We start from the raw sequence: 26,681 nt of genomic DNA on the forward strand, positions 1-26,681 counted from the left end.
CCGGCAAAATGCCGGCTTCATTTCTTTGCCTCTGTAGCGTCGAGCCATGCTCGACTCATGCATCATCACGGCCCCGTAGGCACCGGACCATACACATTCTCCTGCGGCGTGCCCGGCAGCAGCGAGAAGATCATGATCACGATCCCGCCACCCGGTACCAGCGCCAGCAGGAACAGCCAGCCCGACTGGTTGCAGTCATGCAGGCGGCGTACGGTCACCGCGATCAGCGGCACGATCGTGGCCAGCCACATCACACACAGCAGCACCACCATGCCGATCAGGATGCCGGCCAGCGCTTCGGCACTGTTGCGCAGGAGGATCGCCAGCACGCCGGCCAGCAGCAACACTGCCGTTGCGACCAGGAACAGGAACAGCTGGTACATCCAGTACTCGCGGCGGTTCGCGCGGCCCTCGAACTGGGCGTAGCGCTTCAACGGCAGAATCATTTCCTGCACGGCATCGATCCTTGAAAAAGTAGCCGCGCAGTGTGCCAAATGAACGCGTGCAGGACAATGTAGAGCCAAGCCATGCTCGGCTGTCGGGAGCCGTGAAGTGCTGCGAAAAGCAGTCGAGCATGGCTCGACGCCACATGAACCGGGTCAGCGGCCCTTCGCGGCGCGCGCAGCCTCGCGCTCGGCGCGCAAACGATCCAGCTTTTCCTTCAACTTGATTTCCAGCCCGCGCGGCACCGGGTTGTAGTACACCCGTTCGCCCATCGCATCCGGGAAACCGGTCTGGTCGAGCGCGATGCCACCCTCCGCATCGTGGTCATACTGGTACTCGGCGCCGTAGCCCAGTTCCTTCATCAGCTTGGTCGGCGCATTGCGCAGGTGCAGCGGCACTTCTTCGGTACCACTCTCGCGCACTTCGGCCTTGGCCTGGTTGAAGGCCGCATAGCCGGCGTTCGACTTCGCCGTGCTGGCCAGATAAAGCACCAGTTGGGCGAACGCGAGCTCTCCCTCCGGACTGCCCAGCCGCTCATAGATGTCCCACGCTTCCAGCGCCATGCTCTGCGCACGCGGGTCGGCCAGGCCGATATCCTCGATGGCCATGCGGGTCAGCCGGCGCGCCAGGTAAGACGGATCGCAGCCGCCATCGAGCATGCGGGTCAGCCAGTACAGCGCGGCGTCCGGGTTGGAGCTGCGCACGGATTTGTGCAGCGCCGAGATCTGGTCGTAGAACTGCTCGCCGCCCTTGTCGAAGCGGCGGGTACGATCGGCCAGCACCTGGGTCAGGGTCTGCGGCGTGATGCGCCCACCCTCCCCGCCCGCCAGCTCAGCGGCGATCTCCAGCAGGGTCAGCGCACGGCGCACGTCGCCGTCGGCGGCGGTCGCAATTTCCAGCAGCAGCTCGGGAGCGACCTCGATGTGCTCTTCACCCAGGCCGCGTTCGCGGTCACCCAGCGCACGCTCCAGCGCCTCAACGATGTCTGTGGGCGAAACGCCTTCCAGCACATGCACGCGGCAACGCGACAGCAGCGCCGAATTCAGCTCGAAGGATGGATTCTCGGTGGTGGCACCGACGAACAGGATGGTGCCGCGCTCGATATGCGGCAGGAACGCATCCTGCTGCGCCTTGTTGAAGCGGTGCACCTCATCCACGAACAGCACGGTGCGGCGGCCTTCGGCGAAGCGTTGCGCGGCCTCGGCCAGCACCTGGCGCACCTCCGGCAGGCCGGACAGTACGGCAGAGATGGCGCGGAATTCCGCATCGGCGTACTCGGCCAGCAGCAGCGCCAGCGTGGTCTTGCCGCAGCCCGGCGGCCCCCACAGGATCATCGAATGCACGCGACCGGATTCGACCGCGCGGCGCAGCGCACTGTCCGGCGCCAGCAGGCGCTTCTGCCCGACCATTTCGTCCAGGGTGCGGGGGCGCATGCGCTCGGCCAGCGGGCGCATGTGTTCCCGATCGACGCTCAGCAGATCGGGTCCGGGGAATGAAGTGGAGCGATGTCTTGGCACCCGGTCATTGTACCGCGCCGCCCAACGGTAGCGCCGGGCCGTGCCCGGCGGGCGGGACGCGATGTCTGGTAGTGCCGGCCGCTGGCCGGCAGATCAACAGCGTGTCAACCAAGGTTGACACCCACCAAGGCGGTGCCGGTTGAAACCCACCAGAGCAGAAAGCGCCGGGCCATGCCGGCGATCAGGCCACACGGGTGGTAGTGCCGGCCGCTGGCTGGCAGATCAAAAGCATGTCAACCAAGGTTGACACCCACCAAGGCGGTCCCGGTTGGCACCCACCAGAGCAGGTAGGGCCAGGCCATGCCCGGCGGATCAGGCCGCACGGGTGGTAGTGCCGGCCGCTGGCCGGCAGATCAAAGCCGGCAGATCAAAAGCGTGTCAACCAAGGTTGACACCCACCAAAGCGCCTCCGCCCACAGATCAATTGCCGATGACGTCGGTGCCCTTCGGCGGGGTGAAGCTGAAGGTGCCGGCCGCGAAGCCCGGGTTGCGCTTCCAGCCACTGAAGCTGATCACGGTACGCTGGCCAACCGCATCGGTGATTTCCATCCTGGCCAGGCCCTGGGCGTTGAAGCCCAGCGCGGCGTACTGGAAGCTGGCTTCGGTCTCGCGCTTCGGCGACAGCGACAGCCACTGCAGGCCGTCGCGCTGCGCGGCCTCTTCGCTGACGTCGTACTGCTGCTCCAGCAGCGCCGGGTTGATCAGCGCGGTCAGCGGGCTGTTCTGCTCTTCCTTGCCCTGCTCGCGCACGGTGGCCTGCTCCAGGTCCGGCTCGTACATCCAGACCTTCTTGCCGTCGGCCACGATCAGCTGTTCGTGCGGGCGCACGTATTCCCAACGGAACAGGCGCGGCGCCGACAGCGCCACTCGGCCACTGGTCGATTCCTTCACCTTGCCGCGGCTGTCGAACACCTGCTGGCTGAACTGCCCATCCAGGCCCTTCAGGCCGCTGGTGAAGGTCTTCAGGTCATCGCGGGCGCCAGCCCAGGCGCTGCCGGCGGCGGCGCAGGCCACGGCCAAGGTGGTGGTGGCAAGGAAACGGCGGAAGCGGAAGTTCATGCGGGAATCCTGTGGGCGCGGGCGCCAGGAAAGGTGGTTGCCAGTGTGCCCGGGGAAAGATGAATGGGCGATCAGGGCGACATTATGCCGCCCTGAACGTCCATCGGCGATTCAGCCACCGGATCCCGGCAGCTTGCCGTACAGCACCTGGCCGCGGAAGCCACGCCGCACTTCGCGATACAGCGCGCGGAACGCCGGATAGTCCTGCGGCTGGCACAACGCCTCTGGCCCACGCACTGCATTCTGCTGCAAGCGGTGGTGCACGATCACCTCCTGACCCTCGCGACTCCAGTCCACCCGGTACTCGCCGGCGGCATTGGCGAAACGCTGGCTGGCCGGGATGGCGATGATCGGCGCATTGGCCGGGAACTGCAGGCGATAGGTTTCCTCGCGCAGGCTGGCATTGCAGTAGAACGGCGTTTCGTTGGCCGGCGCCGAGGCAGTGGCGTACAGCCCACGCACCGACTCGCCACCCGGCGGGTCCGGCACGGCCATGCCGCCGGCCACGCTGAAGTCGGCGTAGTCCTCGGCCTGGAACGCCATGCGGTAGCCGAACGGCCGGGTCAGGTCGACCGGCACGCCCTGGATCTGCAGCTGCCCTCGCCCATCGAAACCGGAGGCGGCCATGATCTGCTCTTCAGCGCGCGCACGGTTCTGCGCGTTGAGCTGGGAGAACTGGGCGCGCATGCCGATCTCGGCGTTCTCGCCCAGCTTCGGAATGGTCTCTCCACGCAGGTTGCCGTTGGCGTCGAAGGTGAAACGCACCTCCATCGAGGTGGCGTTACGCTCCGGCGTGTTGGCCGGGGTGCGCGCCAGCGTGGCGTCACGGGTACGCATCACCGGTGCACCTAGGTCACCCTCTGGCAGCTGACCGAAGCGCGCCCACGCGGTGGTCGAATCCAGGTACAGATCAAACTCGGGAATGTAGGTGATGGCGTGGTTGAAGCGGCCCAGCACCGGAATCTTCGGCAGCGTCGGACCGCCGCCGGCACCGATCAGCACCGGCGAGCTGGCGATGCCCTTGGCTGCCAGCAGCGCCTCCAGGATCGTCACATGGTCCTTGCAGTCACCATAGTGGTTGTCGAGGATGCTCTGCGCGCTGTTCGGCTCCAGCCCGCCATTGCCCAGGTACACCGCCACGTAGCGGATGTTCTGCGCAACCCAGCGATACAGCGCATCAGCCTGCTCGCGGCGGTCGCTGATACCCGCGGTGATCTCATCAGCCAGCGCCTGCAGCGCCGGGGTCACCTCGGCCGCCGGGCCCGCCTTGAGCTGGTAGGCGCGACCCATCTGCGACCAGTCACGATAGGTACTGGCCATGATGTTCGGGCCGAACTCCCAGCCCGCCGCCGACCAGTTCTGCGCCGGCATCGCCTCGCGACGCTGGTAGCGCCAGCGCCACTGCGCCTGGCCGTTCTTCACCGTCGGGCGATCGCTGCCCTGCACGCCGCGGCTGTCGATGAACATCGGCAGGTTGGCCGGCGCACTCAGGGTGACTTCGGCGTCCTCGTACTCGGTGAACACATTGAAGGTCTCCCACAAGCCGAAATAGCCCGGGAAGTACGGCGTGGCCTGGGTGCGGCGCACCTGGTAGTACAGGCGGGTGCCCGGGGCCAGGTTCGGGAACACGATCACCCGTACCTTGCGGTCGGCATACATCGCCGCCGAGGCGCTGGAGTAGCTTTCCTGGGTGTAGATGCGGTCGGCCGGCACGTCACGGCGCTGGCCGTCGGCGGTAATGGTGTAGGCGCCAAGCACCTCCAGGGTTTCCATCTTCTCGCTGTAGCTCAGCCGCACCTGGCTGAACTGCTCGACCGAGGCCTTGGTCTTGAGCAGCACTTCGTAGGTTTCGGTCTGCACATTGCCGGCATCCGGCCGCACCTGATAGTCGGCGCGGTAACGGACAATGCTGAAATTATTGCTGGCTTCGGTATCGCCGCTGGTGGAAGGCGGCGCCGTGGCGGGCGCGGAGGTGGCGGTGTCTGCCAGTGCCGGGCCGGCAGCCAGGAAGGCTGCCAGCGCCAGTGCCAGCGCGCTTGGTACGGGGTGAAGCATGCGTCGGTTCCTTGGACGTCGTGGGGGATACGTCGGGTCTTACTTCGGCGGCGGCGGTGCCAGCACCGTGCGGTCGCCGTTGTGCTCGGGCGGGCTGACCACGCCGGCCGCTTCCATGGCCTCGATCAGTCGCGCTGCACGGTTGTAGCCGATCTTCAGCCGGCGCTGCACGCCGGAAATCGATGCACGGCGGGTCTCGGTGACCACCCGCAGCGCTTCGTCATACAACGGGTCGGACTCGTCACCGGACGAACTGTTCTCGGGCAGGCCGGTGGCGCCGACGACCACGCCGTCGCCCATCGTCTGCACTTCGTCCAGCACGCCGTCGACATAGTCGGCAGGGCCCATCGCCTTGAGGTGCTCGACCACGCGATGCACTTCATCGTCGGACACGAACGCACCATGCACGCGCTCGGGTAGCGCGGTGCCCGGCGGCAGGTACAGCATGTCGCCGTGGCCCAGCAGTGTTTCCGCGCCGGACTGGTCGAGGATGGTGCGCGAGTCGATCTTGGAGCTGACCTGGAAGGCGATTCGGGTCGGGATGTTGGCCTTGATCAGGCCGGTGATCACGTCCACCGACGGGCGCTGCGTGGCCAGAATCAGGTGGATGCCGGCCGCACGTGCCTTCTGTGCCAGGCGCGCGATCAGCTCTTCCACCTTCTTGCCGACGATCATCATCATGTCGGCGAATTCGTCGATGAAGATGACGATGAACGGCAGCGTTTCCAGCGGGCGCGGCGCCTCGCCCAGTTCCGGGTTCGGCTTGAACAGCGGGTCCATCAGCGGCTGGCCGGCGTCCTGGGCTTCCTTCACCTTCTTGTTGAAGCCGGCCAGGTTGCGCACGCCCACTGCGCTCATCAGCTTGTAGCGGCGCTCCATCTCGGCCACGCACCAGCGCAGGCCGTTCGCGGCCTCCTTCATGTCGGTGACCACAGGTGCCAGCAGGTGCGGGATGCCCTGGTAGACGCTCAGTTCGAGCATCTTCGGGTCGATCATCAGCATCCGCAGGTCTTTCGGCGAGGCCTTGAACAACAGGCTCAGCACCATCGCGTTGACCGCCACCGACTTGCCCGAACCGGTGGTACCGGCCACCAGCAGATGGGGCATGCGTGCCAGGTCGGCCACGGTCGGGCGACCGGCGATGTCCTTGCCCAGCGCCAAGGTCAGCACACTGGCCGACTTGTCATATTCCTTCGAGCGCAGCAGCTCGGACAGGAAGATCATCTCGCGGGTGACGTTGGGGATTTCCAGGCCGATCACCGACTTGCCCGGAATGACGTCGACCACGCGCACCGACTTCACCGACAAGCCGCGCGCGATGTCCTTGTCCAGCGAACTGATCTGGCTGACCTTGATGCCCGGTGCCGGCTCGATCTCAAAGCGGGTGATGACCGGGCCGGGATTGGCGCCGACCACCTGCGCATCGATGCGGAAGTCCTTCAGCTTGAACTCGATCTGTCGCGACAGGGTCTCCAGCGTCTCTTCGTCGTAGCCCTTGGGCTGCGGCTTGGGATCATCCAGCAGCGCCAGCGGCGGAAGGTCCGAGCCATCACCGTTGACGCCGCGGAACATCGGAATCTGGGTATCGCGCTTGGCCCGATCGCTCTTCTCGATCACCGGCTCCGGACGCGGCTCGATCTTCACCGGCTCGCGCTTGGCGCGCACCTCGGCGTCGGCCTTGCGCACTTCCTGGCGCTCCTCGCGCATCACCCGGGTCTGCTTCCACTCGGTGACTTCTTCCTTCTTGCGTTCCAGCAACGGCGCCAGCGACATCACGCCGCGGCCGATCTTCTCCATCACCGTGAACCAGGACAGCCCGGTCGCGAGCGTGATCGAGGCCAGCAGCAGCACCAGCACGAACAGGTTGGCGCCCAGAGCGCCGAAGCCCACCGTGAGCGAATTGCCCACCAGCTTGCCGAGGATGCCGCCGGCGCTGGAGACGTCGCCACTGAACAGGCGCACGTGCAGGAAGCCGGTGCCGGCGATGAGGAAACCGACCAGGCCGACCAGGCGCAGCGCAGGATCCAGGTCGTTCTCGCCCTTGCTCTCGCGCTTGAGCCCGAACATGGCGATCCACGCCAGCGCGCCGAGCACCACCGGCAGCAGGAAGGCGATGTAGCCGAACAGCTGCAGCAGAACGTCGGCGATCCAGGCCCCGGCGCGGCCACCCAGGTTGTGCACCGGCGCGACCACGCTGCCGGTATGCGACCAGCCCGGATCAGTCGCTGAATAGGTGAAAAGACTGGCCGCCAGGTACAGCAGGGCCGGCGCGATGGCGATCAGGCCCAGATCGCGCCAGAGACGCTGGCGGCGTGGATTGTCGGTCGTCGCCGCCGCGGCCGTGCGACGTGACGCCTTGCTGTCGTCGGACTTGGAGCGTTCGGGGACCTGCTTCGCCACCTTAGACCATACCTTTGGAATGCGCTGTTAGTGATTGATAATAAATGAGACGGCGTCAGTTTTCAGTTATGCGACGTCCGGCAGGCCAATCCGGGGGCCGAAACCACTGCTGGATGACGGCGTTCCGTTCATCGGCTTGAATCGCCCTGCCCCAGCCGCCACTCTATGACCAGCCAAGGATGCTGCGCAAACATCGCCAGCGCCTTGTCCCATCTACCTTTTCGCGAGTTTACATGAGCACCAGCCTGCCCTCCCGCCACCAGCGCCTCGTCATCCTCGGTTCCGGCCCGGCCGGTTGGACCGCCGCCGTCTACGCCGCCCGCGCCAACCTGAAGCCGGTCGTCATCACCGGCCTGCAGCAGGGCGGCCAGCTGATGACCACCACCGAGGTGGACAACTGGCCGGGTGACGCCCACGGCCTGATGGGCCCGGACCTGATGGCGCGCATGCAGGCCCATGCCGAACGCTTCGAGACCGAGGTCATTTTCGACCACATCCACACCGCCGACCTGTCGCAGCGCCCGTTCAAGCTGATCGGCGACAGCCACGAGTACACCTGCGATGCGCTGATCATCGCCACCGGCGCCACCGCCAAGTACCTTGGCATCCCGACCGAAGACGAGTTCAAGGGCCGCGGTGTGTCCGCCTGCGCCACCTGTGACGGCTTCTTCTACCGCGACCAGGACGTGGTCGTGGTCGGTGGCGGCAACACCGCCGTGGAAGAGGCCCTGTACCTGTCCAACATCGCCCGCAAGGTCTACCTGGTCCACCGCCGCGACACACTGAAGGCGGAAAAGATCATGCAGGACAAGCTGTTCAAGAAGGTGGCCGAAGGCAAGATCGAGACCGTCTGGCACCACCAGGTGGAAGAAGTGCTGGGCAATGATGCCGGCGTGACCGGCGTGCGCGTGAAGTCCACCCTGGACGGCAGCACTCGCGACATCGACGCCCACGGCTTCTTCGTGGCCATCGGCCACCACCCGAACACCACCCTGTTCGACGGCCAGCTGGCAATGAACAACGGCTACCTGGAAATCCGTTCGGGCCTGGGCGGCAATGCCACCCAGACCTCGGTGGAAGGCGTGTTCGCCGCCGGCGACGTGGCGGACCAGCACTACCGCCAGGCGATCACCTCGGCCGGCTTCGGCTGCATGGCCGCGCTGGATGCCGAGCGCTACCTGGACGCGCAGGGCAAGGCCAGCTGAGAGGCTGACCTGCTTCTGTAGGGTCGAGCCGCGCTCGACTCTGGATAAAAGGCCGACGCCAGTGCGTCGGCCTTTTCGCTTTCACGAGCCGGCCAGAGCTGTCGCCGCAACACTCAACCCACCCGGCCGCCGTATGCACTGCACCCTGTGCCTGACCGGCGGCGACTTCACGCCATCGGCATCGACCACCTGGGTGTTCCAGAACAAGGGGGCGCTGCCAGCGTTCTCGCACTTCATGATGATCTGACTGGGCTTCTCATCCGGCGCAGCGATGTGGACCTTGCCGTCGGTGCAGGTCCATCCGGGCGGGCAACCCACATTGGTGGTGACCAGATCAATCGGGTACCGGGGATGGCCCTCAAACACCACATCGACGCGCCGTGAATTCCCCGCGGACAGCTCGATGGACTGGATGGGCTCCACCTTCAACGGCACACAACCCTCACCTTCGCGGAACAGCCGATAGCCCTTCTCGACACCCTTCATTGAGGCGGTGCGAAATGCCGGGTCCAGCAAGGCTGCGGCATCGGTTGGGTTTGTATGGAAGGCCATCTCCACAATAGCCGACGGCATCTCCGCAAGGCGATTCTCGCCTTTGTCCTCAAGAAACGGCTCGCTGGTGACCTGAAATTCCTCGTAACCGTCGACACTTCGGATCAGCTCCTTCATGTAACAGAGGATGTTGCGCTCCAGCTCCGCGTCCTGCGGGCGCCCCGGCTGCACGACAACGCGGGCGCCTGTCACACGCTGGTCATCAACACCGTTTGTATGGAGGTGCAGTGCGACCTCGGAACCTACGTGATTTGCCAGCAAGGGTCGGCTGTTGATGTCGTCGTCATAGTCGCGCCTGGCGTAGATGCGATCTCCTTTTGAGTTCCAGATCCTGGGATTCTCTGGAAAGCGCTCCTTGATCGCGTAGCGCGCGGCCATCTGCCACCACGGATGCAGTGCCTCAGGGTGAACAGCTTCAGCCAGCTGGGATCGTGGGCGCGTCGTCGCTGCCCCACTCCGCTGAGCAAGCAACAGCTGCAGCTCGTCCGCATATCCCGGCGTAATGAAATCCTCTTGAACTCCGTGAAATTCATCCCGCTGCAACACCCATCGCCTCCAACCGTGATGATAGTAGTAGCCATGCGATGCCGAAACGAATGCATGTCCACGCCGGGGGAGAGCACTCCTTGCGCGGAGCGCCGCCTCATCCTCCTCCCTGATCTCGGGAAAATAGTCCTGCCTCGGGCGCCCCTCATAGAGATACACAATCTTCGTAACCGGCAGAACCTGTTCGGCAAGCAGTGTCAACTCGTGACGGAATGCGTCGTGCTGATCTTCAAAGCTGGCGCCATGATGCTCCGGGATGAATCCCGGGCCGAAATCAATCCGCAGAATCCCCGCCCCCAGTTCAAACCCAACCCGCACTCGAATGTGCCTCGCCTGCCCTTCAAGCCTTGGTGATCGATCCAGGATTTCCTGCGCCCTTCTTGTAAGAACGGTATCCAGCTCCGCATCAGTTCGCGCAGCGTCAATCTGCGCTCCCCCTTGGCCTGCCATGGCAGGCAAATGGATCGCTTGACCTGTGACGATCAGGCAGAGTGCGGCAAGACTGCGAAGCAAAGGTGTGTGGCTCATATGCAGTTCCTCGAGTGATGATGTTCAGTCCAGCGGCTGATGATGTTCAGTCCAGCGGCTGCGCCATCACCTTGGCGGCGCGATCGGAGAGACAGGGCGCCCCCGTTCGCAATGCCATGAGGTTCTGAATTTCCTCAAGCCAAAGGCGTAACCAAACGCCCACTAAGCCCCGAAGGCGCCCCGCCTGCCCTATCCTTCCCTCATGCCTTCCCCCCGCTTCCTCGACTCCCTGCAGTCCATCCCCGCCACCGACTGGAATGCCCTGCACGACGGGCAGAACCCCTTCGTCAGCCACGCCTTCCTCTCAGGCCTTGAACAGCACGGCTGCCTGCGCGAGGACTGGGGCTGGCAGCCCTGGCACTTCACGCTCTGGGAAGGAGACAGCTTGGTCGGCGCCATTCCGGGCTACCTGAAGACCAATTCGCACGGCGAGTTCGTGTTCGACCATGCCTGGGCCAACGCGTATGCCCGTCATGGCCGCGACTACTATCCGAAGTGGCTGGGCGCGGTGCCGTACTCGCCGGTCACCGGCCCGCGGTTGCTGGCCCGTCACGATTCAGGGCGCGCCACCTTACTGTCGGCATTGCGCGAGGCGCTGCCTGCACTGGACGTGTCCTCGGCCCATATCAACTTCCACACCGCAGTGGACGAGGCGCTGTTCGGCGATGACTGGCTGCTGCGCGAAGACGTGCAGTTCCAGTGGCAGAACCCGGGCGATTGGGCCACGTTCGAGCAGTTCCTTGGCGCGATGAACCACAAGCATCGCAAGAACATCCGCCAGGAACGGGCCAAGGTCACCCGCCAGGGCATCACCTTCCGCGTGGTGCACGGCGATGAAGCCAGCCGCGCCGACCTGCAGGCAATGTACCGCTTCTATCTGCAGACCTTCCTCGAATACGGCAACGCTCCGGCGCTGACCGAGGCCTTCCTGCGCCATCTGGCCATTTCATTGGGTCGCGGGCTGGTGCTGTTCCTGGCCGAACAGGACGGCGAGCCGATTGCCGGCGCGCTGTGCCTGCGCGGTGGCGACACCCTGTACGGCCGCTACTGGGGCGGCGCCACCCTGCCCGGCCTGCACTTCGAGGCCTGCTACTACCAGGGTATCGAATACTGCCTGCGCGAAGGGCTGACCCGATTCGAACCGGGTGCACAGGGCGAGCACAAGCTGGCGCGGGGCTTCCTGCCGACGCTGGTGCGCAGCCGGCACTGGGTGGCCGATGAGGATTTCGAAGAAGCACTGCAGGACTGGTGCCGGCAGGAACGGCGCGATGTGCGGCGCTACCAGCAGGAGCTGCAGGGGCATGGGCCGTTCCGCATAGAGCCGTAGTGCCGAGCTGGCTCGACTGGCGCGGCGCCGAGAAGCGTGCCAACCAAGGTTGGCACCTACCAGGGCAGTGGGGCGCGCCAACCAACGTTGGCACCTATCAGGACAATGGCGAGGGCGCTGTGCTCAGGTGCACTGCCAGAAGTGCCCGCTCACCCGACACGTCGCGCACCAGAACGTATAGAGCATGCCGCCGCTGCCCCACAGCAGCGTGCCCTCACTCGTGGTCGGCAGCGTCGAATCCAGCTGCATCACGAAGGACATCTCCTCGCCGCAATCGATGCACGCCGGGTACCAGGCACTCTGCACCCAGCTGGGCGCGCCGCCCACGCGCGACAGGTTCTGCCGATGGTTGGACTGGCCCCAGTCCTGCTGCTGCCACCGCATGGTATCCATGGCGACCAGGCCGATCTCGGCACGCATCAGGTCGCCGCTGTCGATCGGCGTGGCCGGCACCTCCAGACGCTGGCTTGGGTGGCAGCTGGGCAGGCCGACGGCATCGTGGCGATAGAAGCGCACGGGCGGGTCTTCCCAGCCGCAGCAGTCCAGACACAGGCCCAGCGTGATCTCACCCGCCGCGCCCGGCTGCAGCGCGGCAGCGTCAGTTCGCATCAGGCGCTGCAGCGGTGCATGGCAGCTGCCACACAACGCTTCCAGCGGCCCTCCCATCTGCCCCGCATGGTGCACCTGCCCACCGTTCCAGGTCGGGTGCAGACGCCAGATACGCTTGCGCCAGCTCGGTTCGTCCGCCTGCTGCGCGCGATGCTGCTCGCGGCCAAAGCGGATGTGCAGCGGCCGCTCCCCATGCAAGCGGCGCGGCAGCGGCCCATCGGCCACGCCGGCCCAATGCGCCCAGACCTCAGCATCCAGCGCGCCCCAGTCAGCAAGGTACCCGCGGGCAACGGCATAGCTCTCGGGCTGCGCCGCGAGCAGCAGCGCCCTGGCCCGCGCCATTTCGCGATCGTCATCGGCTTCGGCCAGAATCTGCGCCCACTGCACGGCAGTGGCAGACGGCAGGCCCCGCCACACCTGCGAAGCCAGCTGCAGCTCATTCTCACTGGCAATCGCCAGCAAGGCCTCCCAGTCGTCCTGCAGCACCTGCGGCGCCTGGTAGCTGGCGAATTCGATCACGCTGGCCAGCAGCTCACCGCGCTCGCCATCACGATAGCGACGCCAGGCCTCGGCACAGACCGGCGCAACCGCTTCGTCGGGCAGCAGATCCAGCGTCATGTCGAGAAAGGCCGAGCTGGGTGAACGCCGGGCAAGGGCCAGCCGCATCAGCGCACCGAGCTGACCCGGCTGCTCAGTCGCCAGCGCCAGCAGCATGCCCTGGCTGTCGTTGCACGTGCGCGGGTTGTCGTGCACATCGAGGATGGCGGTGATCGCATCACTCATGCGTGGGCTCCTTGCCGTTGGACACTGATGTTGCCAGACATCAGCGGTCACCACGGCGAATACAATGAGGGCATGACCCGCCAGCTGCCCTGGCGCCTGGCTGATGCGCCGGACGCCCCCTTTCCTCCAGCCGAGACCGCGCTGCGCCAGCCCGACGGCCTGCTCGCCGTCGGCGGCGACCTGCACCCGGTGCGCCTGCTCAATGCCTACGCTGGCGGCATCTTTCCGTGGTTCAGCGAGGGCGAGCCGATCCTGTGGTGGTCGCCGGACCCGCGCATGGTGTTCCGCACCGAGGGCGTGCATCTGTCCAGCCGGTTCCGCCGCCAGCTACGCAGCAGTACGTGGGAGGTCACCGCCGACACCGCCTTCAGCCGCGTGATGCGCGCCTGTGCGGCAGCACCGCGGCCCGGCCAGGACGGCACCTGGATCAGCCCGGCGATGGTCGAGGCCTACGGCCAGCTGCACGACCTGGGCTTCGCCCATTCGTTTGAAGTCTGGGACCGGCAGACCCTCGTCGGTGGCATCTACGGGGTGGCAATCGGGTCGATGTTCTTCGGCGAAAGCATGTTCAGTGGCGCCAGCGGCGGCTCCAAGATCGCCCTGGCCGCCCTGGCATCGACCCTGCATGGTTGGGGCTGGGAACTGATCGATGCCCAGGTAGAGAATCCGCACCTGCTGCGGATGGGCGCCGAGCACCTGCCGCGCGCGGAATTCCTGCAGCACGTGCGCCGGGCCGTGCACGGTGACGGCCGGGAAGGCCCGTGGACCCAGGCGGTTGGACGCCTGCCAGCACGGCGTTTGGCCGGGGGTTAACACAAACTTTGCAAGCTGGCGCCGTCACGCGTAAAATACCGCGCCTTAGGCCCAGCGTGGCCGTTTTCTGAACCGCACAGGACTACATGTCGAAAGACGATTCCATCGAGTTCGAGGGCACCGTCAGCGAGACGCTGCCGAACACCACTTTCCGCGTTCGCCTGGAAAATGGGCACGAAATCATCGCCCATATCTCCGGCCGCATGCGCAAGAACTACATCCGCATCCTCACCGGTGACCGGGTCAAGGTTGAAATGACCCCGTATGACCTGACCAAGGGTCGTATCACCTACCGCATGAAGTAAGCGGTCGGCGCCTGGCGCCACTCGACAAGGCCAGCCCTGGTTGCTGGCCTTTTGTCATGCCCGGAATCCGGCCCTGCCGGAGGTCACCGTGACCGAGCTCACCGTGGCGTCGGTCAGCCCCGCTTGCGGCAGATTCGCGCCTGCAGCAGTCGCGGCATCGTGGGATCCGATCCAGTCCGGATCGCCACCCCCTCCCGATCATGAACGCCCTGCTCCCGCACGTCCTGCTGCCGGCAGTTCTGCTGGTCAGCCTCCCCCTGGCGGCATTCGCCGCTGAACCCAGCAAGCCCTCCAACGCGTCCGAGTGCATGGCCCTTGGCGCCAATCGCGATATCCGCCCCTCCAGCACGGAACGCGAGGTGCTGCTGCGCGACGGTGACAACCACTATCGGGTGCACCTGCAGAAGCGCTGCCTGGGCGCTGCCGCCTCGGCCAGCTATGTCTTCTTCACGCCCAGTACCCCTGAACGGATCTGCGGCGATGCCCGCAGCACACTGAAAACCGACAGCAACCACTGCACCGTGACCCGGATCGAACCGATCGATGCGGCGACCTTCAGGCGGCTGGCGCAGCAGGGGCGTTGAGTTGCAGTGCATGCGACAAGGGCGGCCGAAGCCGCCCTTGTCATTTCCAGTCCTTCGCGCCAAGCCTGTGGCGTCAGCTCATTCCACCGTGACCGGCAGCAGCCGCTCCGGCTCGGCCTGGGTCTCGACCACCAGCTCGTCGTCGCGCACGTCGATGCTGACCTTGCCGCCGTTGACCAGCTTGCCGAACAGCAGCTCGTCGGCCAGCGGACGCTTGATCTTGTCCTGGATCACGCGGGCCATCGGACGGGCACCCATCAGCGGGTCGAAACCATGGTGGGCCAGCCAGTCGCGCGCGGTCGGGGTGGCCGACAGGCTGACGTGCTTGTCCTGCAGCAGCATCTCCAGCTCGATCAGGAACTTGTCGACCACGCGCAGGATGTGCTCGAAGCCCAGCGCCTGGAACTGCACCACCGCGTCAAGACGGTTGCGGAATTCCGGGGTGAAGCTGCGGCGGATGGTCTCCATCGCGTCGGTGGCATGGTCCTGCTTGGTGAAGCCGATCGACCGCCGCGAGGCCTGCGCGGCGCCGGCATTGGTGGTCATCACCAGCACCACGTTCTTGAAGTTCGCTTCGCGACCGTTGGTATCGGTCAGCACACCGCGGTCCATCACCTGCAACAGGATGTTGAAGATGTCCGGATGCGCCTTCTCGATCTCATCCAGCAGCAGCACGCAATGCGGCGTCTTGACGATCTTCTCGGTCAGCAGGCCACCCTGGTCGAAGCCGACGTAACCCGGAGGCGCGCCGATCAGGCGGCTGATCGAATGCGGCTCCATGTACTCGGACATGTCGAAGCGGACCAGCTCGATGCCCAGCTGCAACGCCAGCTGCTTGGTCACTTCGGTCTTGCCGACACCGGTCGGGCCGGCGAACAGGAAATTGCCGATCGGCTTTTCCGGGTTGCCCAGACCCGAACGGGCCAGCTTGATCGCCGAGGACAGCGTCTCGATGGCCGGGTCCTGGCCGAAGATCACCATCTTCAGGTTGCGCTCCAGGTGCTGCAGCACATCCTTGTCGGTGGCACTGACCTGCTTGGCCGGGATCCGCGCCATCTTGGCCACGATCGCCTCGACCTCCTCGACGTCGATCAGCTCCTTGCGCTGCTCCTCGGGCAGCAGGCGCTGGCGGGCACCGGCCTCGTCGATCACGTCGATGGCCTTGTCCGGCAGCAGGCGGTCGCCGATGTGCTTCACCGACAGGTCCACTGCGGCCTGCAGGGCCTCGTCGGAGTAGGTCACACCGTGATGCAGCTCGTACTTGGACTTCAGGCCCTGCAGGATCTCGTAGGTCTCGCCCACCGTCGGCTCGACGATGTCGATCTTCTGGAAGCGGCGCGCCAGCGCGCGGTCCTTCTCGAAGATGCCGCGGTATTCCTGGAACGTGGTCGAGCCGATGCAGCGCAGCTCGCCCGACGCCAGCGCCGGCTTGATCAGGTTGGACGCATCCATGGTGCCGCCCGACGCCGAACCGGCACCGATGATGGTGTGGATCTCGTCGATGAACAGCACCGCGTTGGGCACCTTCTTCAGCGCGGTCAGCACGCTCTTCAGGCGCTTCTCGAAGTCGCCACGGTACTTGGTACCAGCCACCAGTGCGCCCAGGTCGAGCGAGTAGATCACCGCGTCGGCCAGCACGTCGGGCACCGAGCCTTCGATGATGCGGCGGGCCAGGCCCTCGGCGATGGCCGTCTTGCCTACGCCCGCCTCACCGACGTACAGCGGATTGTTCTTGCGGCGGCGGCACAGGACCTGGATGGTGCGCTCGATCTCGTCGGCACGGCCGACCAGGGGGTCGATGCGACCTGCCCGGGCCTGGTCGTTGAGGTTGCTGGCGAATTCGGTCAGCGCATCCCCCTTGGGCTCGCCCTCCCCGCCTTCCATGCGGCTCTCGCCCTCCGGGGACGAAGACGACTGCTCGCCTTCATCGCCCAGCTTGGCGATGCCATGGGACAGGTAATTGACCACATCCAGCCGGGTCACATCCTGCTGGTTGAGGTAATAGACGGCGTGGGAGTCCTTTTCGCCGAAGATGGCGACCAGCACATTGGCGCCGGTGACCTCCTTCTTGCCCGAGGACTGCACGTGGTACACGGCCCGCTGCAGCACACGCTGGAAGCCCAGGGTCGGCTGGGTGTCGCGGCCATCGTCTTCCGCCAGGCGGGACACGGAGGCCTCGATGGCCTGCTCCAGCTCCTGGCGCAGGCGGTCGGCATCGGCACCACAGGCCTTCAGTACGGCCTGGGCTGACGGGTTGTCGAGCAGTGCCAGCAGCAGGTGTTCGACCGTCATGAACTCATGCCGGGCCTCACGGGCGCGCTTGTAGCACTGGCCGATGGTGTGTTCGAGGTCTTTGCTGAACATGGATTACTCCGGCGGCAGATGGGGACAATATGCGGCCTGACTACGCGATTTCCATCACCCTAGCGGATTGCTGCGTTCAGATGGCGTTAGCAGTACAGATCGCTTGATCTTCATTCACTCCAGGACAGCCCACCCAGCATGAGCGAACCCTACCTGAGCCGCTGGCGATTGCGGCGTGATGGCCCGGCCATCCGTACGCCCCACGCCCGGCTCTGGCCGGTGCTGACCGCTGCGGACGAGCCAGCGATGCTGAAGATCAGCAGCGAGACCGAGGAGCAGAACAGCCATCGCCTGCTACGCTGGTGGAACGGCGATGGCGCCGCCCGCCTGCTGGCCCACGAGGGGCCTGCGATCCTGATCGAGCGTGCCCGCGGTGACTCGCTGCGGCAACGCTCGATCGAGGGCGACGATGACGCCTGCACCGCGATCCTGTGCCAGGTCCTGCAGCGGTTGCACCGGCCACGGGGCGCGCCGCCAGCGGAACTGGTCTGCCTGCGTACATGGTTCGCCGACCTGCTGCAGCCAAGGGCTGTGCTGCCTCCACTGCTGGAACAGTGCAGATCACTGGCGGAGGGGCTGCTGCGTGACGAACAGGAGATCCGGCCGCTGCACGGCGACCTGCATCATGACAATGTGCTGGATTTCGGCGCGCGGGGCTGGCTGGCGATCGACCCGAAGCGGCTGCTGGGCGACCGCGCATTCGATTACACAACGCTGTTCAGCAACCCGGACCTGTGCGGACCGGGCATCCACGTCGCGACACGGCCCGAGCGGTTTGCCGCCCGGCTGGAGCGGGTCAGCGCACTGGCGGGGCTGGAGCGCACGCGCCTGCTGCGCTGGATCGCGGCCAGCACTGCGCTGTCGGCAGTGTGGTTCAGGGATGACGGCGACCCGGCCGACATCGACGAGGCAGTCGCCCGGATGGCCCTGGAGGCGCTGGCGGAAGCGTGAAACCCACTCCGTAGGCGCCCAGCTTGGTGGGCACGCGCCATCCCTGATCGACACGGGCTTCTGCCTTGGTAGGTGCCCACCTTGGTGGGCACACCCATCCGGGATCGATGTGCCCGGACGAGAATCGGCAGCTGGTCAGGCCTTTTCCATCGTGCACAGCAGCGGGTGCTGGTTCATCCGCGAGTACTCGTTGACCTGGGCGACCTTGGTCTCGGCCACTTCGCGGGTGAACACCCCGCACACGCCGCGGCCGCGGGTATGGACGTGCAGCATCACCTGCGTGGCCTTGTCCAGGTCCATGCTGAAGAACTGCTGCAGCACATCCACCACGAAATCCATCGGGGTGTAGTCGTCATTGAGCAGCATCACCTGGTAGAACGGCGGCGGCGCCACTTCCGGGCGCGCGGCCTCTACGGCGACGCCGTGCTCGTGCTGGGAATCGGGGGAAGACTCATGGGGCATCGGGCCATTATAGAGGCTCGGGCGCGCCTGCGTCGGCCTGCTGCGGATTGGACGGCACGCACGCCCACCGTCACAATTGCACCCTCTCTCAACACTGTTTCACAGGATCTTCATGAAAAGGACCCTTCTCCCCGCCCTCCTGATCGCTCTGGCTGCCACCGGCTCCGCTGCCGCCGCAGACGCCGACAAGGCCGTGGCCCGCCATCTGGACAAGCTGGGCTACACCTACGAAGTCGATGAGGACGGCGACTACCGCATGGTCTTCGACGTCGAGGGTGACCGCACCCAGATGGTCTACGTGCGTTCGTCGGTGGAAGATTTCGGTACCCACAACATCCGCGAGATCTGGTCGCCGGCCTACAACGCGAAGACCAAGCAGTTCCCGGTGGCCGTGGCCAACCGCCTGCTGGAAGATTCGCAGGATGCCAAGATGGGCGGCTGGGTAAAGCAGGACACCACCGCCATGTTCGTGGTCAAGATCGACGCCGATGCCACTGCCGACCAGCTCAGCGACGCCATCGATGCGGCCATCCGCACCGCCGACGCCATGGAGCTGGAACTGACCAAGAAGGACGAGTTCTGAGTTGAACGCCACGCCGGACCCGCGCTGGGCACCGCACGCCACCGTTGCCACGGTGGTGGTCGACGGCGGCCGCGTGCTGCTGGTTGAAGAGACCATCGATGGCCGGCAGGTGCTGAACCAGCCGGCCGGCCACCTCGAGCCGGGCGAAAGCCTGGCCGAGGCAGCCCTGCGCGAGACCCGCGAGGAAACCGGCTGGACGGTGCAGCTGACCCATTTCATCGGCTGCTACCAGTGGACTGCCGGCGACGGCACTGCCTTCCTGCGCTTCTGCTACGCGGCGCGCCCGGTCTCGCACGACCCGGCGCAGCCACTGGACACCGGCATCGACCGCGCGCTGTGGCTGACCCCGGCCGAACTGCAGGCCGCCGGCGAGCGCCAGCGCAGCCCGCTGGTCTGGCAGGTGGTGGCTGATTACCTGGGTGGCCAGCGCCATCCGCTTTCGCTGGTCCGGGAGGTCGCATGAGCACTCCGCGCGTGATGGTGGGCGTCTCCGGAGGTGTCGACTCTTCGGTCGCCGCCTGGCGCCTGGTACAGCAGGGCGAAGCCGTGGCCGGCCTGTTCATGCAGAACTGGGCCGACGACGGCAGCGGTGACTGCCGCGCCGAGGACGACCGCCGCGATGCGGTGGCCGTCTGCGGCCTGCTCGGCATCCCGTTCCACTTCCGCGATTTCTCCAGCGAGTACTGGCAGGGCGTGTTCGAGCACTTCCTGGCCGAGTACGCCGCCGGGCGCACCCCGAATCCGGACGTGCTGTGCAACCGCGAAGTGAAGTTCAAGCACTTCCTGGATGCCGCCCGCGAGCTGGGCGCCGAACGCATCGCCACCGGGCACTATGCACGGGTGACCCAGCGCGGCCACCAGTGGCTGCTGCTGCGCGGCGCCGACCGTTCCAAGGACCAGAGCTACTTCCTGCACCAGCTGGGCCAGGAGCAGCTGGCGGCCACCCTGTTCCCGATCGGCGACCTGGAAAAGACCGACCTGCGCCGGATCGCGCGTGACGTCAGCCTGCCGACCCACGCCAAGAAAGACTCCACCGGCATCTGCTTCATCGGCGAGCGTGACTTCCGCGAGTTCCTTGGCCGCTACCTGCCGGCCAGGCCCGGCCAGATCCTCGACCCGGCCGACGGCAGCGTGATCGCCGAACATCCGGGCGTGTTCTATTTCACCCTGGGCCAACGCGAGGGCCTGAACATCGGCGGCGTGCGTGGACGCCCGGCCGCGCCGTGGTACGTGGTCGGCAAGGATGTGGCCAGCAACGTGCTGTACGTGGACCAGGACCGCGACAGCAAGTGGATGCTGTCCGAGCGCCTGCGTTCGGAAACCGCGCACTGGATCGCCGGTTCGCCGCCGGCACGGCGCTTCGAATGCACCGCCCAGACCCGCTACCGCCAGCCCGACGAGCCGTGTACGGTCCAGGTGCTGGACGATGGCAGCGTGCTGGTCACCTTCGCGCGCCCACAGCGCGCCGTTACCCCCGGTCAATCACTGGTGCTGTATGACGGTGACGTGTGCCTGGGTGGCGCGGTGATCGCCGCCACCGATGCGCCGCTGGAACAGCGCCTGCGCACCACCCCTTCCCCTTTTGAGGTAATCGCTGCATGAGTTTCACTGTCGACGACCGCGTCCTGGCCCTGGCCGGCATTGCCCAGGCCCTGCAGCAGGTACGCCGTATCGCCGATACCGGCCATTCCGACGCCGCCGCCGTGCGCACCGCCGTGGACAGCGTGTTCCGTGTCGATGCGTCCTCGCCGCAGGAGGTGTTCGGTGACCGCCATGCACTGAAGTCCGGCCTGCGCCTGCTGCACAACTACTTCCGCAGCCAGGGCCAGGACCCGATCCTGCCCAAGCTGGCCCTGTCGGTGCTGCAGCTGGAGCGTCGCTTCGTTCAGGATGGCGCCACCGTGAACAAGGTCGCCTCGGGCATCGAGCGCGCCCAGCGCCAGGCCACCGAACTGGGCGACAGCGGCCACCCGGACGTGCTGGCCAACCTGGGAGGCCTTTACGCCGACACCATCAGCCACCTCAAGCCGCGGGTCATGGTGCAGGGCAACCCGCACTACCTGGGCCAGGCCGGCGTGGTGGCCGAGATCCGCGCCCTGCTGCTGGCCGCGGTGCGCGCTGCGGTGCTGTGGCGGCAGCTGGGCGGCAGCTACTGGGACTTCCTGTTCAGCCGCAAGGCGATGATCGAGGCCGTGGACCGGCAGCTGGCCTGAGGGTGTGGGGTCAGAGCCCTTTTCCATGGAAAAGGGATCCGACCCCGTTGCTGCCTGCCCCAGGGGTCGGATCCCTTTCCGGCACGGAAAGGGCTCGGCCCCCGAAGCCGCCAAGGCGCCGGAAAACCGGCGCATTCAGAATGCACTTCGAGGCACATCGACGTTAAAGAGAAAGGGGGTACGGCCGATACATCCTCCGTGCACCTCCCGAGAACGTCCATGTACTCACGCATTTTCATCCGTCTGGCCGCCCCCCTGGCTCTGACCCTGCTGCTCCCCTTCGCCATCGGTTTCGAATGGCCGGCCGCCCTGCGCTGGGCGATCCTGACCACGATGACGCTGAGCTGGCTCGGCTTTGCGTGGTGGACCACCCGCGCCCAGGCACACCGTTCCCCGGAACACGCCCGTGTCCTGCGTGAGCAGGACCAGCTGCTGACCGAACTGCGCAATTTCGTCGGCAACGAGATCGAAGGTTCGCGCGGCGAAGTGGAACGCGCCCGTGACCTGATCCGCCAGGCCGTCTCCAGCCTCGGTGGCAGCTTCGATGCGATGAACCGCAAGTCGCGCCAGCAGAGCCAGGCCCTGTCGCGCATCGTCGACCGCGCCGGTGACGAAGGCAACGCCGGCCTCGACGTTGCCCGTTTCGCCCAGCACGCCAGCCACCGCATGGAACAGCTGGTCGAAGCGCTGGAACAGGTGAGCGGCCAGAGCAGCACCACCGTGCAGCACATCGACCAGATGGCGCAGCACCTGGATGGCATCTTCGCGCTGCTGGAAGACGTCAAGTCGATCGCCGACCAGACCAACCTGCTGGCCCTGAACGCTGCCATTGAAGCGGCACGTGCCGGTGAAGCCGGTCGCGGCTTCGCGGTGGTCGCCGACGAAGTGCGCAACCTGTCCGAGCGCTCGACCACCTTCAACGAGCAGATCCGCAAGCTGGCACACAGCTCCAAGGACGCCATCGCCAAGGTGCGCGAGACGGTCTCGCACATGGCCTCGCGTGACATGGACCGCTCCCGCGAAGCGCGCCAGGAAGCGGCGGCGATGCTCGACAACGTCGCGCAGATCAACGCCTCGCTGGGTGACGGCATGCGCGAAGTGTCCGAGTGCGCCCGTTCGATCGATGGCAGCGTGGCCGAAGCCGTGCGCGCCCTGCAGTTCGAGGACATCGCCACCCAGGCGCTGGGCGGCGTGCACACCCACCTGGACCGCCTGACCGCGATCAACCGCGAAGCGGTGGCCCTGCAGGAACTGCTGCACCGCAATGGCGGCGTGTTCGACGAAGAGATCGCCACCGCCCTGCAGCGCACCGGCAGCCGCCTGCGCGAACTGCGCAGCGAGTGGGAACGCCCGCCGCACAAGCCGGTTGCCCAGCAGAGCATGGGCGCCGGCACCGTCGAGCTGTTCTGACCCTGATGTCCGCTGCCCTCGCCGGCAGCCCGCAAGGCCCCGGTTCGACCGGGGCCTTTGCCTGTAACCCGCCGTTGGATGCATCCTGTACTCGCACCATGACCCTGATCCGCGCCCTGCCCTCTCTCACCGATACCGAGCGCCCGCGCAACGCGAGCGTGCGTGAGCAGCTGCAGCAGCTGGAGGATGTGGCACGCGAGGAGATCCGCGAACTGCAGCAGCTGGCGGACGCGCGCCCGGCCCCGCCGCGGGCGGACGAGGCGCTGCTGGGACTGGCCTGGGACCTGGGGTTGGACGGGGAAGCGCTGAAGTAGATCCATGCCATGCGTGGATGGCTTTCATCCGCCGGTGTGACGCCTGGCCCTCGCCGCAACATCCACGCATGGCGTGGATCTACCGGGGTGGCGAAATCGTTGTGGCATGATCCACCGATCCCGTTCATGGAAGACCGATGGCCATCACCCTGATCGCACTCCTGCTGATCGAGACCGTCCTTCTGATGGCCTGGGTGGCCGGTTATTTCAGTTGGGGGATCACCCTGTTCAACGAACGCATCGCGGCGTCACCGGCCATGCAGGCCCGGCTCTCGCTGGGCAGCCTGGAACGTGACCTGCCGCAGGAAAGATGGCTGCAACTGGCCTTCCATGCGCTGCCCGATGGCAGCGTGGCGTTCCGCGAGAGCTTCGCGCCAAGCTTCGGCCTGCGCTACTTCCCGGTGATGCGCGGTCGCATCGTATTCAACGCGCGACGGCACGAGGTGCGGGTGATCGGACTGTGCAGCTGGTTCGTGGCCATCCTGTCGCTGTTGCTGTTGCCGCTGGTGGCGATGCGCCCGATGGTGGCGCCGATGCTGCTGGTGCTGCCGCTGTTCCTGGCCAGCTATCTGGTCCAGAAGCGGCGCTATGCGGCCATTGTCGAGGCATTGCGCATGCAGTTGAAGGCGGAGTTCCCAAGGTAGATCCACCCCATGCGTGGATGATCGACAGGCACAGGCATCCGTGCCGACCAACGGTCGGCACCCACCAAAGCGGGTTGTGGTAGATCCACGCCATGCGTGGATGGACACAGTGGCCAGGGGCAGTTCGAACCAGTGCAGCTGATCACCGCACCAGCATCACTTCCCCACTGGCATCGGTGCGCAGCGAAACCGGCTGTGGCTGGCGCAGCCACTGCGCCAGGTCGCGCGGGCTGAGCGGGCGCGAGTACAGGTAGCCCTGGATCTCGTCGCAGCCCTGGCGGCGCAGCATGTCCTCTTCCTGGTGCGTTTCCACGCCCTCGGCCACCACCTTCATGCCCAGCGCATGCCCCAGGTGCACGATGGCCTGGGTCACTTCGGCCGTACCCGAATCGTGCAGCATGCCCTGCACGAAACTGCGGTCGATCTTCAGGCGCCCCACCGGGAAGCGGTTGAGGTAGTTGAGATTGGAGAAGCCGGTACCGAAGTCATCCACCGCCAGCGGCACGCCGTGCCGTTCCAGCACGTCGAAGCAATGGCGCAGGATGTCGGTGTCACGGATCAACGCCGACTCGGTCAGTTCCAGCTCCAGCCGCTGCGGTGGCCAGCCATGGGCGTGGCAGATTTCGATCACACGCTCGGCAAAGCCGCGGTCTCGCAGCTGTACCGCAGAAACATTCACCGCAATGCGGTCGAAACGCAGACCGGCACGGTCCCAGGCGGTTGCCTGGCGGCAGGCCTCATTCAGCACCCAGTCGCCGATCCGCACGATCTCGCCGCATTTTTCGGCAATGGGGATGAACTCGGCCGGGCTGCAGTAGCCGATCCCGGGGCGGTGCCAGCGCAACAGTGCCTCGATCGCCGGCGGCTCGCCGTGGTGGGCGTGCAGCAGCGGCTGGTAGGCCAGGCTGAACTCTTCGCGCTCGATGGCGCCGTGCAGGGCATGCTCCAGCTCCAGCTTGCGCTGGATGCGGGCCAATGCGTCCTGGCTGTAGTACTGGTAGGTGTTGCGCCCCGCTTCCTTGGCCGCGTACATCGCGGCATCGGCGGCACGCAGCAATGAATCGAAATCGGTCTGTGCATCGCCCAGCATCGCGATGCCGACGCTGGCGCCGACCTTCAACGTGGTCTCGCCACGACGCAGTGGCTCGGCCAGCGAAGCGATCAGCTTGCGCGCGACGTGGCCGGCGTCTTCCGGCTCGGCCAGGTCGCGCAGTACCACGATGAATTCATCACCACTGAAGCGGCCGAACAGATCGTTGTTGCGCAGGTTCTGGTGCAGGCGCGTCGCAGCGGCCTTCAGCAGTGCATCACCGGTGGCGTGGCCGAAGCTGTCGTTGATGGTCTTGAAGCCATCCAGGTCGATGAACAGCATCGCCAGCGATGTGCCACGGTCACGTGCTTCTTCGATGGCCTCTGCCGTCTGCTCGCCGAGCAGCACGCGATTGGGCAGGCCGGTCAGCAGATCGTAGTGGGCCAGCAGTTCGATGCGCTCGTTGGCCTCGCGCTCGCGGGTGATGTCACGGAACAGCACCACGAAGCGCGGCGGCAGGCCGTCACGGCGGTCCAGCTCGATCAGCACCTGCACCCAGACGCGCAGGCCGGACTGGCGGTAGAAGCACAGGTCCAGCTGCTCGGGTAGCCCGCCGTTGGCGATGCGCGCCAACGCCGCTTCGAAGGCATTGCGTGAGTCCTCGGTGTACAACGCCAGCGCCTGGTCGAGGGTGATCGGTTCCTTGCGCAGGCCGTGAATGCGATAGCACTCCTCGGTCCACTGCATGTGCCGGGTCTTCACCTCGATCTCGCAGCCGCCGATGCGGCCCAGCGCGGAGACGCGGTTGAGCAGCTCGGTGCGCCAGCGGATCAACGCGTCGGTCTGGTGCTGCTCGGTGATGTTCTGCACCTGTCCGAGCAGTCGCTTGGGCTGTCCGTCCATGTCCAGCAACGGCTGCATCCACAGCCGCAGGTGCTGCGACGGCTCGTTGCCCCGGGTCAGTTCCAGTTCGAGATTGGCGGCACGGCCATCGCGCCACAACCGCCGCCACGCCGCACGCAATGCGCCACGTGAACGTGGGTGCAGCTGCTTCAGCCAGCGCCGCTGGCCGGGTACGGCGCCCTGCTCCAGCGCAAGCATCGAACGCAGCTCCGGCGACCACCAGAAATGACCACTGTTGGGGTCGAACGACCAGCTGCCCATGCTGGCGATGCGCTGGGCCTCGCTCAGGTGAAGCTGCTGTTCCTGCAGCAGCCCTTCCAGCTGCTTCTGCTGTTCGATATCGGTATGGGTACCGACCATGCGCAGCGGCTGGCCATCGGCGGTGCGCGCGACCACGCGGCCCCGGTCCAGTACCCAGCGCCACTGGCCATCGGCCTGGCGGAAACGGAACTGCGCGCTGTACTGCTCGCTCAAGCCACGCAGATGCTCTTCCAGTGCGGCCCGCACCTGGGCGATGTCCTCGCCGTGCACGCGGGCCAGCATCTCGGTGGCGGTTTCATCGCCCACTGCCGGGGTGCGCACCACACGGTCACTGGGAATGTCCCAGTCCCACAGGCTGTGGCCTGCACTGTCCAGCGCCAGCTCCCAGCGCCCACCGCCGCCGAGCGGCACCGGTTCGGGAATGCTCAGCGTGAAGGCCAGCAGGTTGCCGGCGCCATCGTGCACGGCGCGCAGGTGGCCATCGTAGTGCCCGTGCGGGCCACCCGGCAGCGTGCAGGCCACGATGCCGCCATCGGCGGCCATCAGGCGCAGATCTTCCAGCATCGGCGCATACGCAGCCACGGTGGCCGGCAGGCCATGCTCGCGCGCAGCCGGATTGGCCGCCAGCGGGCGACCCGTGCGGTCGACGATGACCAGCGCCGACGCAAGCGGGTGCTGCAGCAGGCTGGCGATGATCCCTTGGTCCACGCGATCTTGCTCCGGATGACACGCCCGTCAGCGGGGCACGCAGTGGTTAACGGCGCCTGCGGCGGATAATTGAGTGGTCTGGGCGCACCTGCGCGGTAAGATGGCCGGCGC

General features: G+C 66.2%; 23 protein-coding genes. 13 read left to right on the forward strand and 10 right to left on the reverse strand.

Annotation, left to right across the window (positions count from 1 at the left end; all coding sequences use genetic code 11):
• Positions 1–65 precede the first annotated feature (65 nt).
• The 5 genes from O0K41_RS00760 to O0K41_RS00780 all read right to left on the reverse strand — a co-directional run bounded on the left by O0K41_RS00760 (position 66) and on the right by O0K41_RS00780 (position 7,475).
• Positions 66–455 (reverse strand): DUF805 domain-containing protein, encoded by a 390-nt coding sequence (locus tag O0K41_RS00760; RefSeq protein WP_164221911.1) that lies wholly within the window; start codon positions 453–455, stop codon positions 66–68.
• A 144-nt stretch (positions 456–599) separates the two neighbouring features.
• Positions 600–1,898, reverse strand: coding sequence for a replication-associated recombination protein A (locus O0K41_RS00765; protein ID WP_005409605.1), 1,299 nt, complete (start codon positions 1,896–1,898; stop codon positions 600–602).
• Positions 1,899–2,381: 483 nt separating this feature from the next.
• Positions 2,382–3,020: an outer membrane lipoprotein chaperone LolA gene (gene lolA / locus O0K41_RS00770; RefSeq protein WP_049448152.1), complete on the reverse strand. Its 639-nt coding sequence runs from the start codon at positions 3,018–3,020 to the stop codon at positions 2,382–2,384.
• 111 nt (positions 3,021–3,131) lie between these two features.
• A complete protein-coding gene (locus tag O0K41_RS00775; protein WP_005409602.1) occupies positions 3,132–5,075 on the reverse strand; it encodes a DUF3857 domain-containing protein in 1,944 nt (647 codons plus the stop codon).
• 39 nt (positions 5,076–5,114) lie between these two features.
• The gene (locus O0K41_RS00780) at positions 5,115–7,475 is read right to left on the reverse strand and encodes a DNA translocase FtsK (RefSeq protein WP_005413288.1); all 2,361 of its coding nucleotides are present in this window, start codon (positions 7,473–7,475) and stop codon (positions 5,115–5,117) included.
• A gap of 233 nt (positions 7,476–7,708) precedes the next feature.
• Here O0K41_RS00780 and trxB point away from each other — a divergent pair, with 233 nt between their 5' ends.
• Positions 7,709–8,680, forward strand: coding sequence for a thioredoxin-disulfide reductase (gene trxB / locus O0K41_RS00785; RefSeq protein ID WP_005409600.1), 972 nt, complete (start codon positions 7,709–7,711; stop codon positions 8,678–8,680).
• 81 nt (positions 8,681–8,761) lie between these two features.
• On the opposite strand, the gene O0K41_RS00790 is transcribed toward trxB, so the two are convergent.
• Entirely contained in the window at positions 8,762–10,306 is a 1,545-nt protein-coding gene (locus O0K41_RS00790) for an N-acetylmuramoyl-L-alanine amidase (protein WP_239503555.1), read from the reverse strand.
• Positions 10,307–10,508: 202 nt separating this feature from the next.
• Here O0K41_RS00790 and O0K41_RS00795 point away from each other — a divergent pair, with 202 nt between their 5' ends.
• A complete protein-coding gene (locus O0K41_RS00795; RefSeq protein ID WP_164221913.1) occupies positions 10,509–11,633 on the forward strand; it encodes a GNAT family N-acetyltransferase in 1,125 nt (374 codons plus the stop codon).
• Between the two features lie 123 nt (positions 11,634–11,756).
• Here the strand turns inward: O0K41_RS00795 and O0K41_RS00800 are convergent, their stop codons facing one another.
• Positions 11,757–13,025, reverse strand: a complete 1,269-nt coding sequence (locus O0K41_RS00800) for a hypothetical protein (protein ID WP_164221915.1) — start codon at positions 13,023–13,025, stop codon at positions 11,757–11,759.
• A 72-nt stretch (positions 13,026–13,097) separates the two neighbouring features.
• Between O0K41_RS00800 and aat the strand changes: the two genes are divergently transcribed.
• The 3 genes from aat to O0K41_RS00815 all read left to right on the forward strand — a co-directional run bounded on the left by aat (position 13,098) and on the right by O0K41_RS00815 (position 14,727).
• Positions 13,098–13,838 carry a leucyl/phenylalanyl-tRNA--protein transferase gene (aat, locus tag O0K41_RS00805; protein WP_108269878.1) on the forward strand — a complete coding sequence of 247 codons (741 nt, stop codon included), beginning with the start codon at positions 13,098–13,100 and terminating at the stop codon, positions 13,836–13,838.
• An 86-nt stretch (positions 13,839–13,924) separates the two neighbouring features.
• Complete coding sequence (gene infA, locus O0K41_RS00810; RefSeq protein ID WP_005409596.1) at positions 13,925–14,143, forward strand: translation initiation factor IF-1; 219 nt, start codon at positions 13,925–13,927, stop codon at positions 14,141–14,143.
• A gap of 200 nt (positions 14,144–14,343) precedes the next feature.
• Positions 14,344–14,727, forward strand: coding sequence for a hypothetical protein (locus tag O0K41_RS00815; RefSeq protein WP_108269879.1), 384 nt, complete (start codon positions 14,344–14,346; stop codon positions 14,725–14,727).
• A gap of 78 nt (positions 14,728–14,805) precedes the next feature.
• On the opposite strand, the gene clpA is transcribed toward O0K41_RS00815, so the two are convergent.
• Complete coding sequence (gene clpA / locus O0K41_RS00820; protein ID WP_005409594.1) at positions 14,806–17,091, reverse strand: ATP-dependent Clp protease ATP-binding subunit ClpA; 2,286 nt, start codon at positions 17,089–17,091, stop codon at positions 14,806–14,808.
• Positions 17,092–17,229: 138 nt separating this feature from the next.
• On the opposite strand from clpA, the gene O0K41_RS00825 reads away from it, so the two are divergent.
• Positions 17,230–18,042, forward strand: coding sequence for an APH(6) family putative aminoglycoside O-phosphotransferase (locus tag O0K41_RS00825; protein WP_164221917.1), 813 nt, complete (start codon positions 17,230–17,232; stop codon positions 18,040–18,042).
• A 135-nt stretch (positions 18,043–18,177) separates the two neighbouring features.
• On the opposite strand, the gene clpS is transcribed toward O0K41_RS00825, so the two are convergent.
• On the reverse strand, positions 18,178–18,504 hold the full coding sequence (gene clpS / locus O0K41_RS00830) for an ATP-dependent Clp protease adapter ClpS (RefSeq protein WP_005409592.1): 327 nt from the start codon (positions 18,502–18,504) through the stop codon (positions 18,178–18,180).
• A gap of 112 nt (positions 18,505–18,616) precedes the next feature.
• Here clpS and O0K41_RS00835 point away from each other — a divergent pair, with 112 nt between their 5' ends.
• The 7 genes from O0K41_RS00835 to O0K41_RS00865 all read left to right on the forward strand — a co-directional run bounded on the left by O0K41_RS00835 (position 18,617) and on the right by O0K41_RS00865 (position 23,668).
• Complete coding sequence (locus tag O0K41_RS00835; RefSeq protein WP_005409591.1) at positions 18,617–19,087, forward strand: hypothetical protein; 471 nt, start codon at positions 18,617–18,619, stop codon at positions 19,085–19,087.
• A gap of 1 nt (position 19,088) precedes the next feature.
• Positions 19,089–19,550, forward strand: a complete 462-nt coding sequence (locus O0K41_RS00840) for an NUDIX hydrolase (RefSeq protein ID WP_005409590.1) — start codon at positions 19,089–19,091, stop codon at positions 19,548–19,550.
• Entirely contained in the window at positions 19,547–20,689 is a 1,143-nt protein-coding gene (gene mnmA, locus O0K41_RS00845; protein ID WP_005413280.1) for a tRNA 2-thiouridine(34) synthase MnmA, read from the forward strand. The genes O0K41_RS00840 and mnmA overlap by 4 nt, the downstream gene beginning before the upstream one ends.
• Complete coding sequence (gene hflD, locus O0K41_RS00850) at positions 20,686–21,300, forward strand: high frequency lysogenization protein HflD (RefSeq protein WP_005413279.1); 615 nt, start codon at positions 20,686–20,688, stop codon at positions 21,298–21,300. Before mnmA ends, hflD begins: the two co-directional genes overlap by 4 nt.
• Positions 21,301–21,519: 219 nt before the next feature.
• Positions 21,520–22,710 carry a methyl-accepting chemotaxis protein gene (locus tag O0K41_RS00855; protein ID WP_005409587.1) on the forward strand — a complete coding sequence of 397 codons (1,191 nt, stop codon included), beginning with the start codon at positions 21,520–21,522 and terminating at the stop codon, positions 22,708–22,710.
• Between the two features lie 98 nt (positions 22,711–22,808).
• Positions 22,809–23,024, forward strand: a complete 216-nt coding sequence (locus tag O0K41_RS00860) for a hypothetical protein (RefSeq protein WP_049397481.1) — start codon at positions 22,809–22,811, stop codon at positions 23,022–23,024.
• A gap of 137 nt (positions 23,025–23,161) precedes the next feature.
• Positions 23,162–23,668 carry a hypothetical protein gene (locus O0K41_RS00865; RefSeq protein ID WP_308304418.1) on the forward strand — a complete coding sequence of 169 codons (507 nt, stop codon included), beginning with the start codon at positions 23,162–23,164 and terminating at the stop codon, positions 23,666–23,668.
• Between the two features lie 142 nt (positions 23,669–23,810).
• Here the strand turns inward: O0K41_RS00865 and O0K41_RS00870 are convergent, their stop codons facing one another.
• Positions 23,811–26,570 carry a GGDEF domain-containing phosphodiesterase gene (locus O0K41_RS00870; protein WP_005409584.1) on the reverse strand — a complete coding sequence of 920 codons (2,760 nt, stop codon included), beginning with the start codon at positions 26,568–26,570 and terminating at the stop codon, positions 23,811–23,813.
• Between the last annotated feature and the right edge of the window lie 111 nt (positions 26,571–26,681).

It is taken from the genome of Stenotrophomonas sp. Sm2128, assembly GCF_030985535.1.
GTDB classification, from domain to species: Bacteria; Pseudomonadota; Gammaproteobacteria; order Xanthomonadales; family Xanthomonadaceae; genus Stenotrophomonas; species Stenotrophomonas maltophilia.

What these genes read in the sequence shown, in the direction of transcription:
- O0K41_RS00765 (WP_005409605.1), bottom strand. Translation starts at nt 1,898, where the DNA reads ATGCGCCCGCTGGCCGAGCGCATGCGCCCCCGCACCCTGGACGAAATG.
- lolA (WP_049448152.1), bottom strand. Translation starts at nt 3,020, where the DNA reads ATGAACTTCCGCTTCCGCCGTTTCCTTGCCACCACCACCTTGGCCGTG.
- O0K41_RS00775 (WP_005409602.1), bottom strand. Translation starts at nt 5,075, where the DNA reads ATGCTTCACCCCGTACCAAGCGCGCTGGCACTGGCGCTGGCAGCCTTC.
- trxB (WP_005409600.1), top strand. Translation starts at nt 7,709, where the DNA reads ATGAGCACCAGCCTGCCCTCCCGCCACCAGCGCCTCGTCATCCTCGGT.
- O0K41_RS00790 (WP_239503555.1), bottom strand. Translation starts at nt 10,306, where the DNA reads ATGAGCCACACACCTTTGCTTCGCAGTCTTGCCGCACTCTGCCTGATC.
- O0K41_RS00795 (WP_164221913.1), top strand. Translation starts at nt 10,509, where the DNA reads ATGCCTTCCCCCCGCTTCCTCGACTCCCTGCAGTCCATCCCCGCCACC.
- O0K41_RS00800 (WP_164221915.1), bottom strand. Translation starts at nt 13,025, where the DNA reads ATGAGTGATGCGATCACCGCCATCCTCGATGTGCACGACAACCCGCGC.
- aat (WP_108269878.1), top strand. Translation starts at nt 13,098, where the DNA reads ATGACCCGCCAGCTGCCCTGGCGCCTGGCTGATGCGCCGGACGCCCCC.
- infA (WP_005409596.1), top strand. Translation starts at nt 13,925, where the DNA reads ATGTCGAAAGACGATTCCATCGAGTTCGAGGGCACCGTCAGCGAGACG.
- O0K41_RS00815 (WP_108269879.1), top strand. Translation starts at nt 14,344, where the DNA reads ATGAACGCCCTGCTCCCGCACGTCCTGCTGCCGGCAGTTCTGCTGGTC.
- clpA (WP_005409594.1), bottom strand. Translation starts at nt 17,091, where the DNA reads ATGTTCAGCAAAGACCTCGAACACACCATCGGCCAGTGCTACAAGCGC.
- O0K41_RS00825 (WP_164221917.1), top strand. Translation starts at nt 17,230, where the DNA reads ATGAGCGAACCCTACCTGAGCCGCTGGCGATTGCGGCGTGATGGCCCG.
- clpS (WP_005409592.1), bottom strand. Translation starts at nt 18,504, where the DNA reads ATGCCCCATGAGTCTTCCCCCGATTCCCAGCACGAGCACGGCGTCGCC.
- O0K41_RS00835 (WP_005409591.1), top strand. Translation starts at nt 18,617, where the DNA reads ATGAAAAGGACCCTTCTCCCCGCCCTCCTGATCGCTCTGGCTGCCACC.
- mnmA (WP_005413280.1), top strand. Translation starts at nt 19,547, where the DNA reads ATGAGCACTCCGCGCGTGATGGTGGGCGTCTCCGGAGGTGTCGACTCT.
- hflD (WP_005413279.1), top strand. Translation starts at nt 20,686, where the DNA reads ATGAGTTTCACTGTCGACGACCGCGTCCTGGCCCTGGCCGGCATTGCC.
- O0K41_RS00855 (WP_005409587.1), top strand. Translation starts at nt 21,520, where the DNA reads ATGTACTCACGCATTTTCATCCGTCTGGCCGCCCCCCTGGCTCTGACC.
- O0K41_RS00860 (WP_049397481.1), top strand. Translation starts at nt 22,809, where the DNA reads ATGACCCTGATCCGCGCCCTGCCCTCTCTCACCGATACCGAGCGCCCG.
- O0K41_RS00865 (WP_308304418.1), top strand. Translation starts at nt 23,162, where the DNA reads ATGGCCATCACCCTGATCGCACTCCTGCTGATCGAGACCGTCCTTCTG.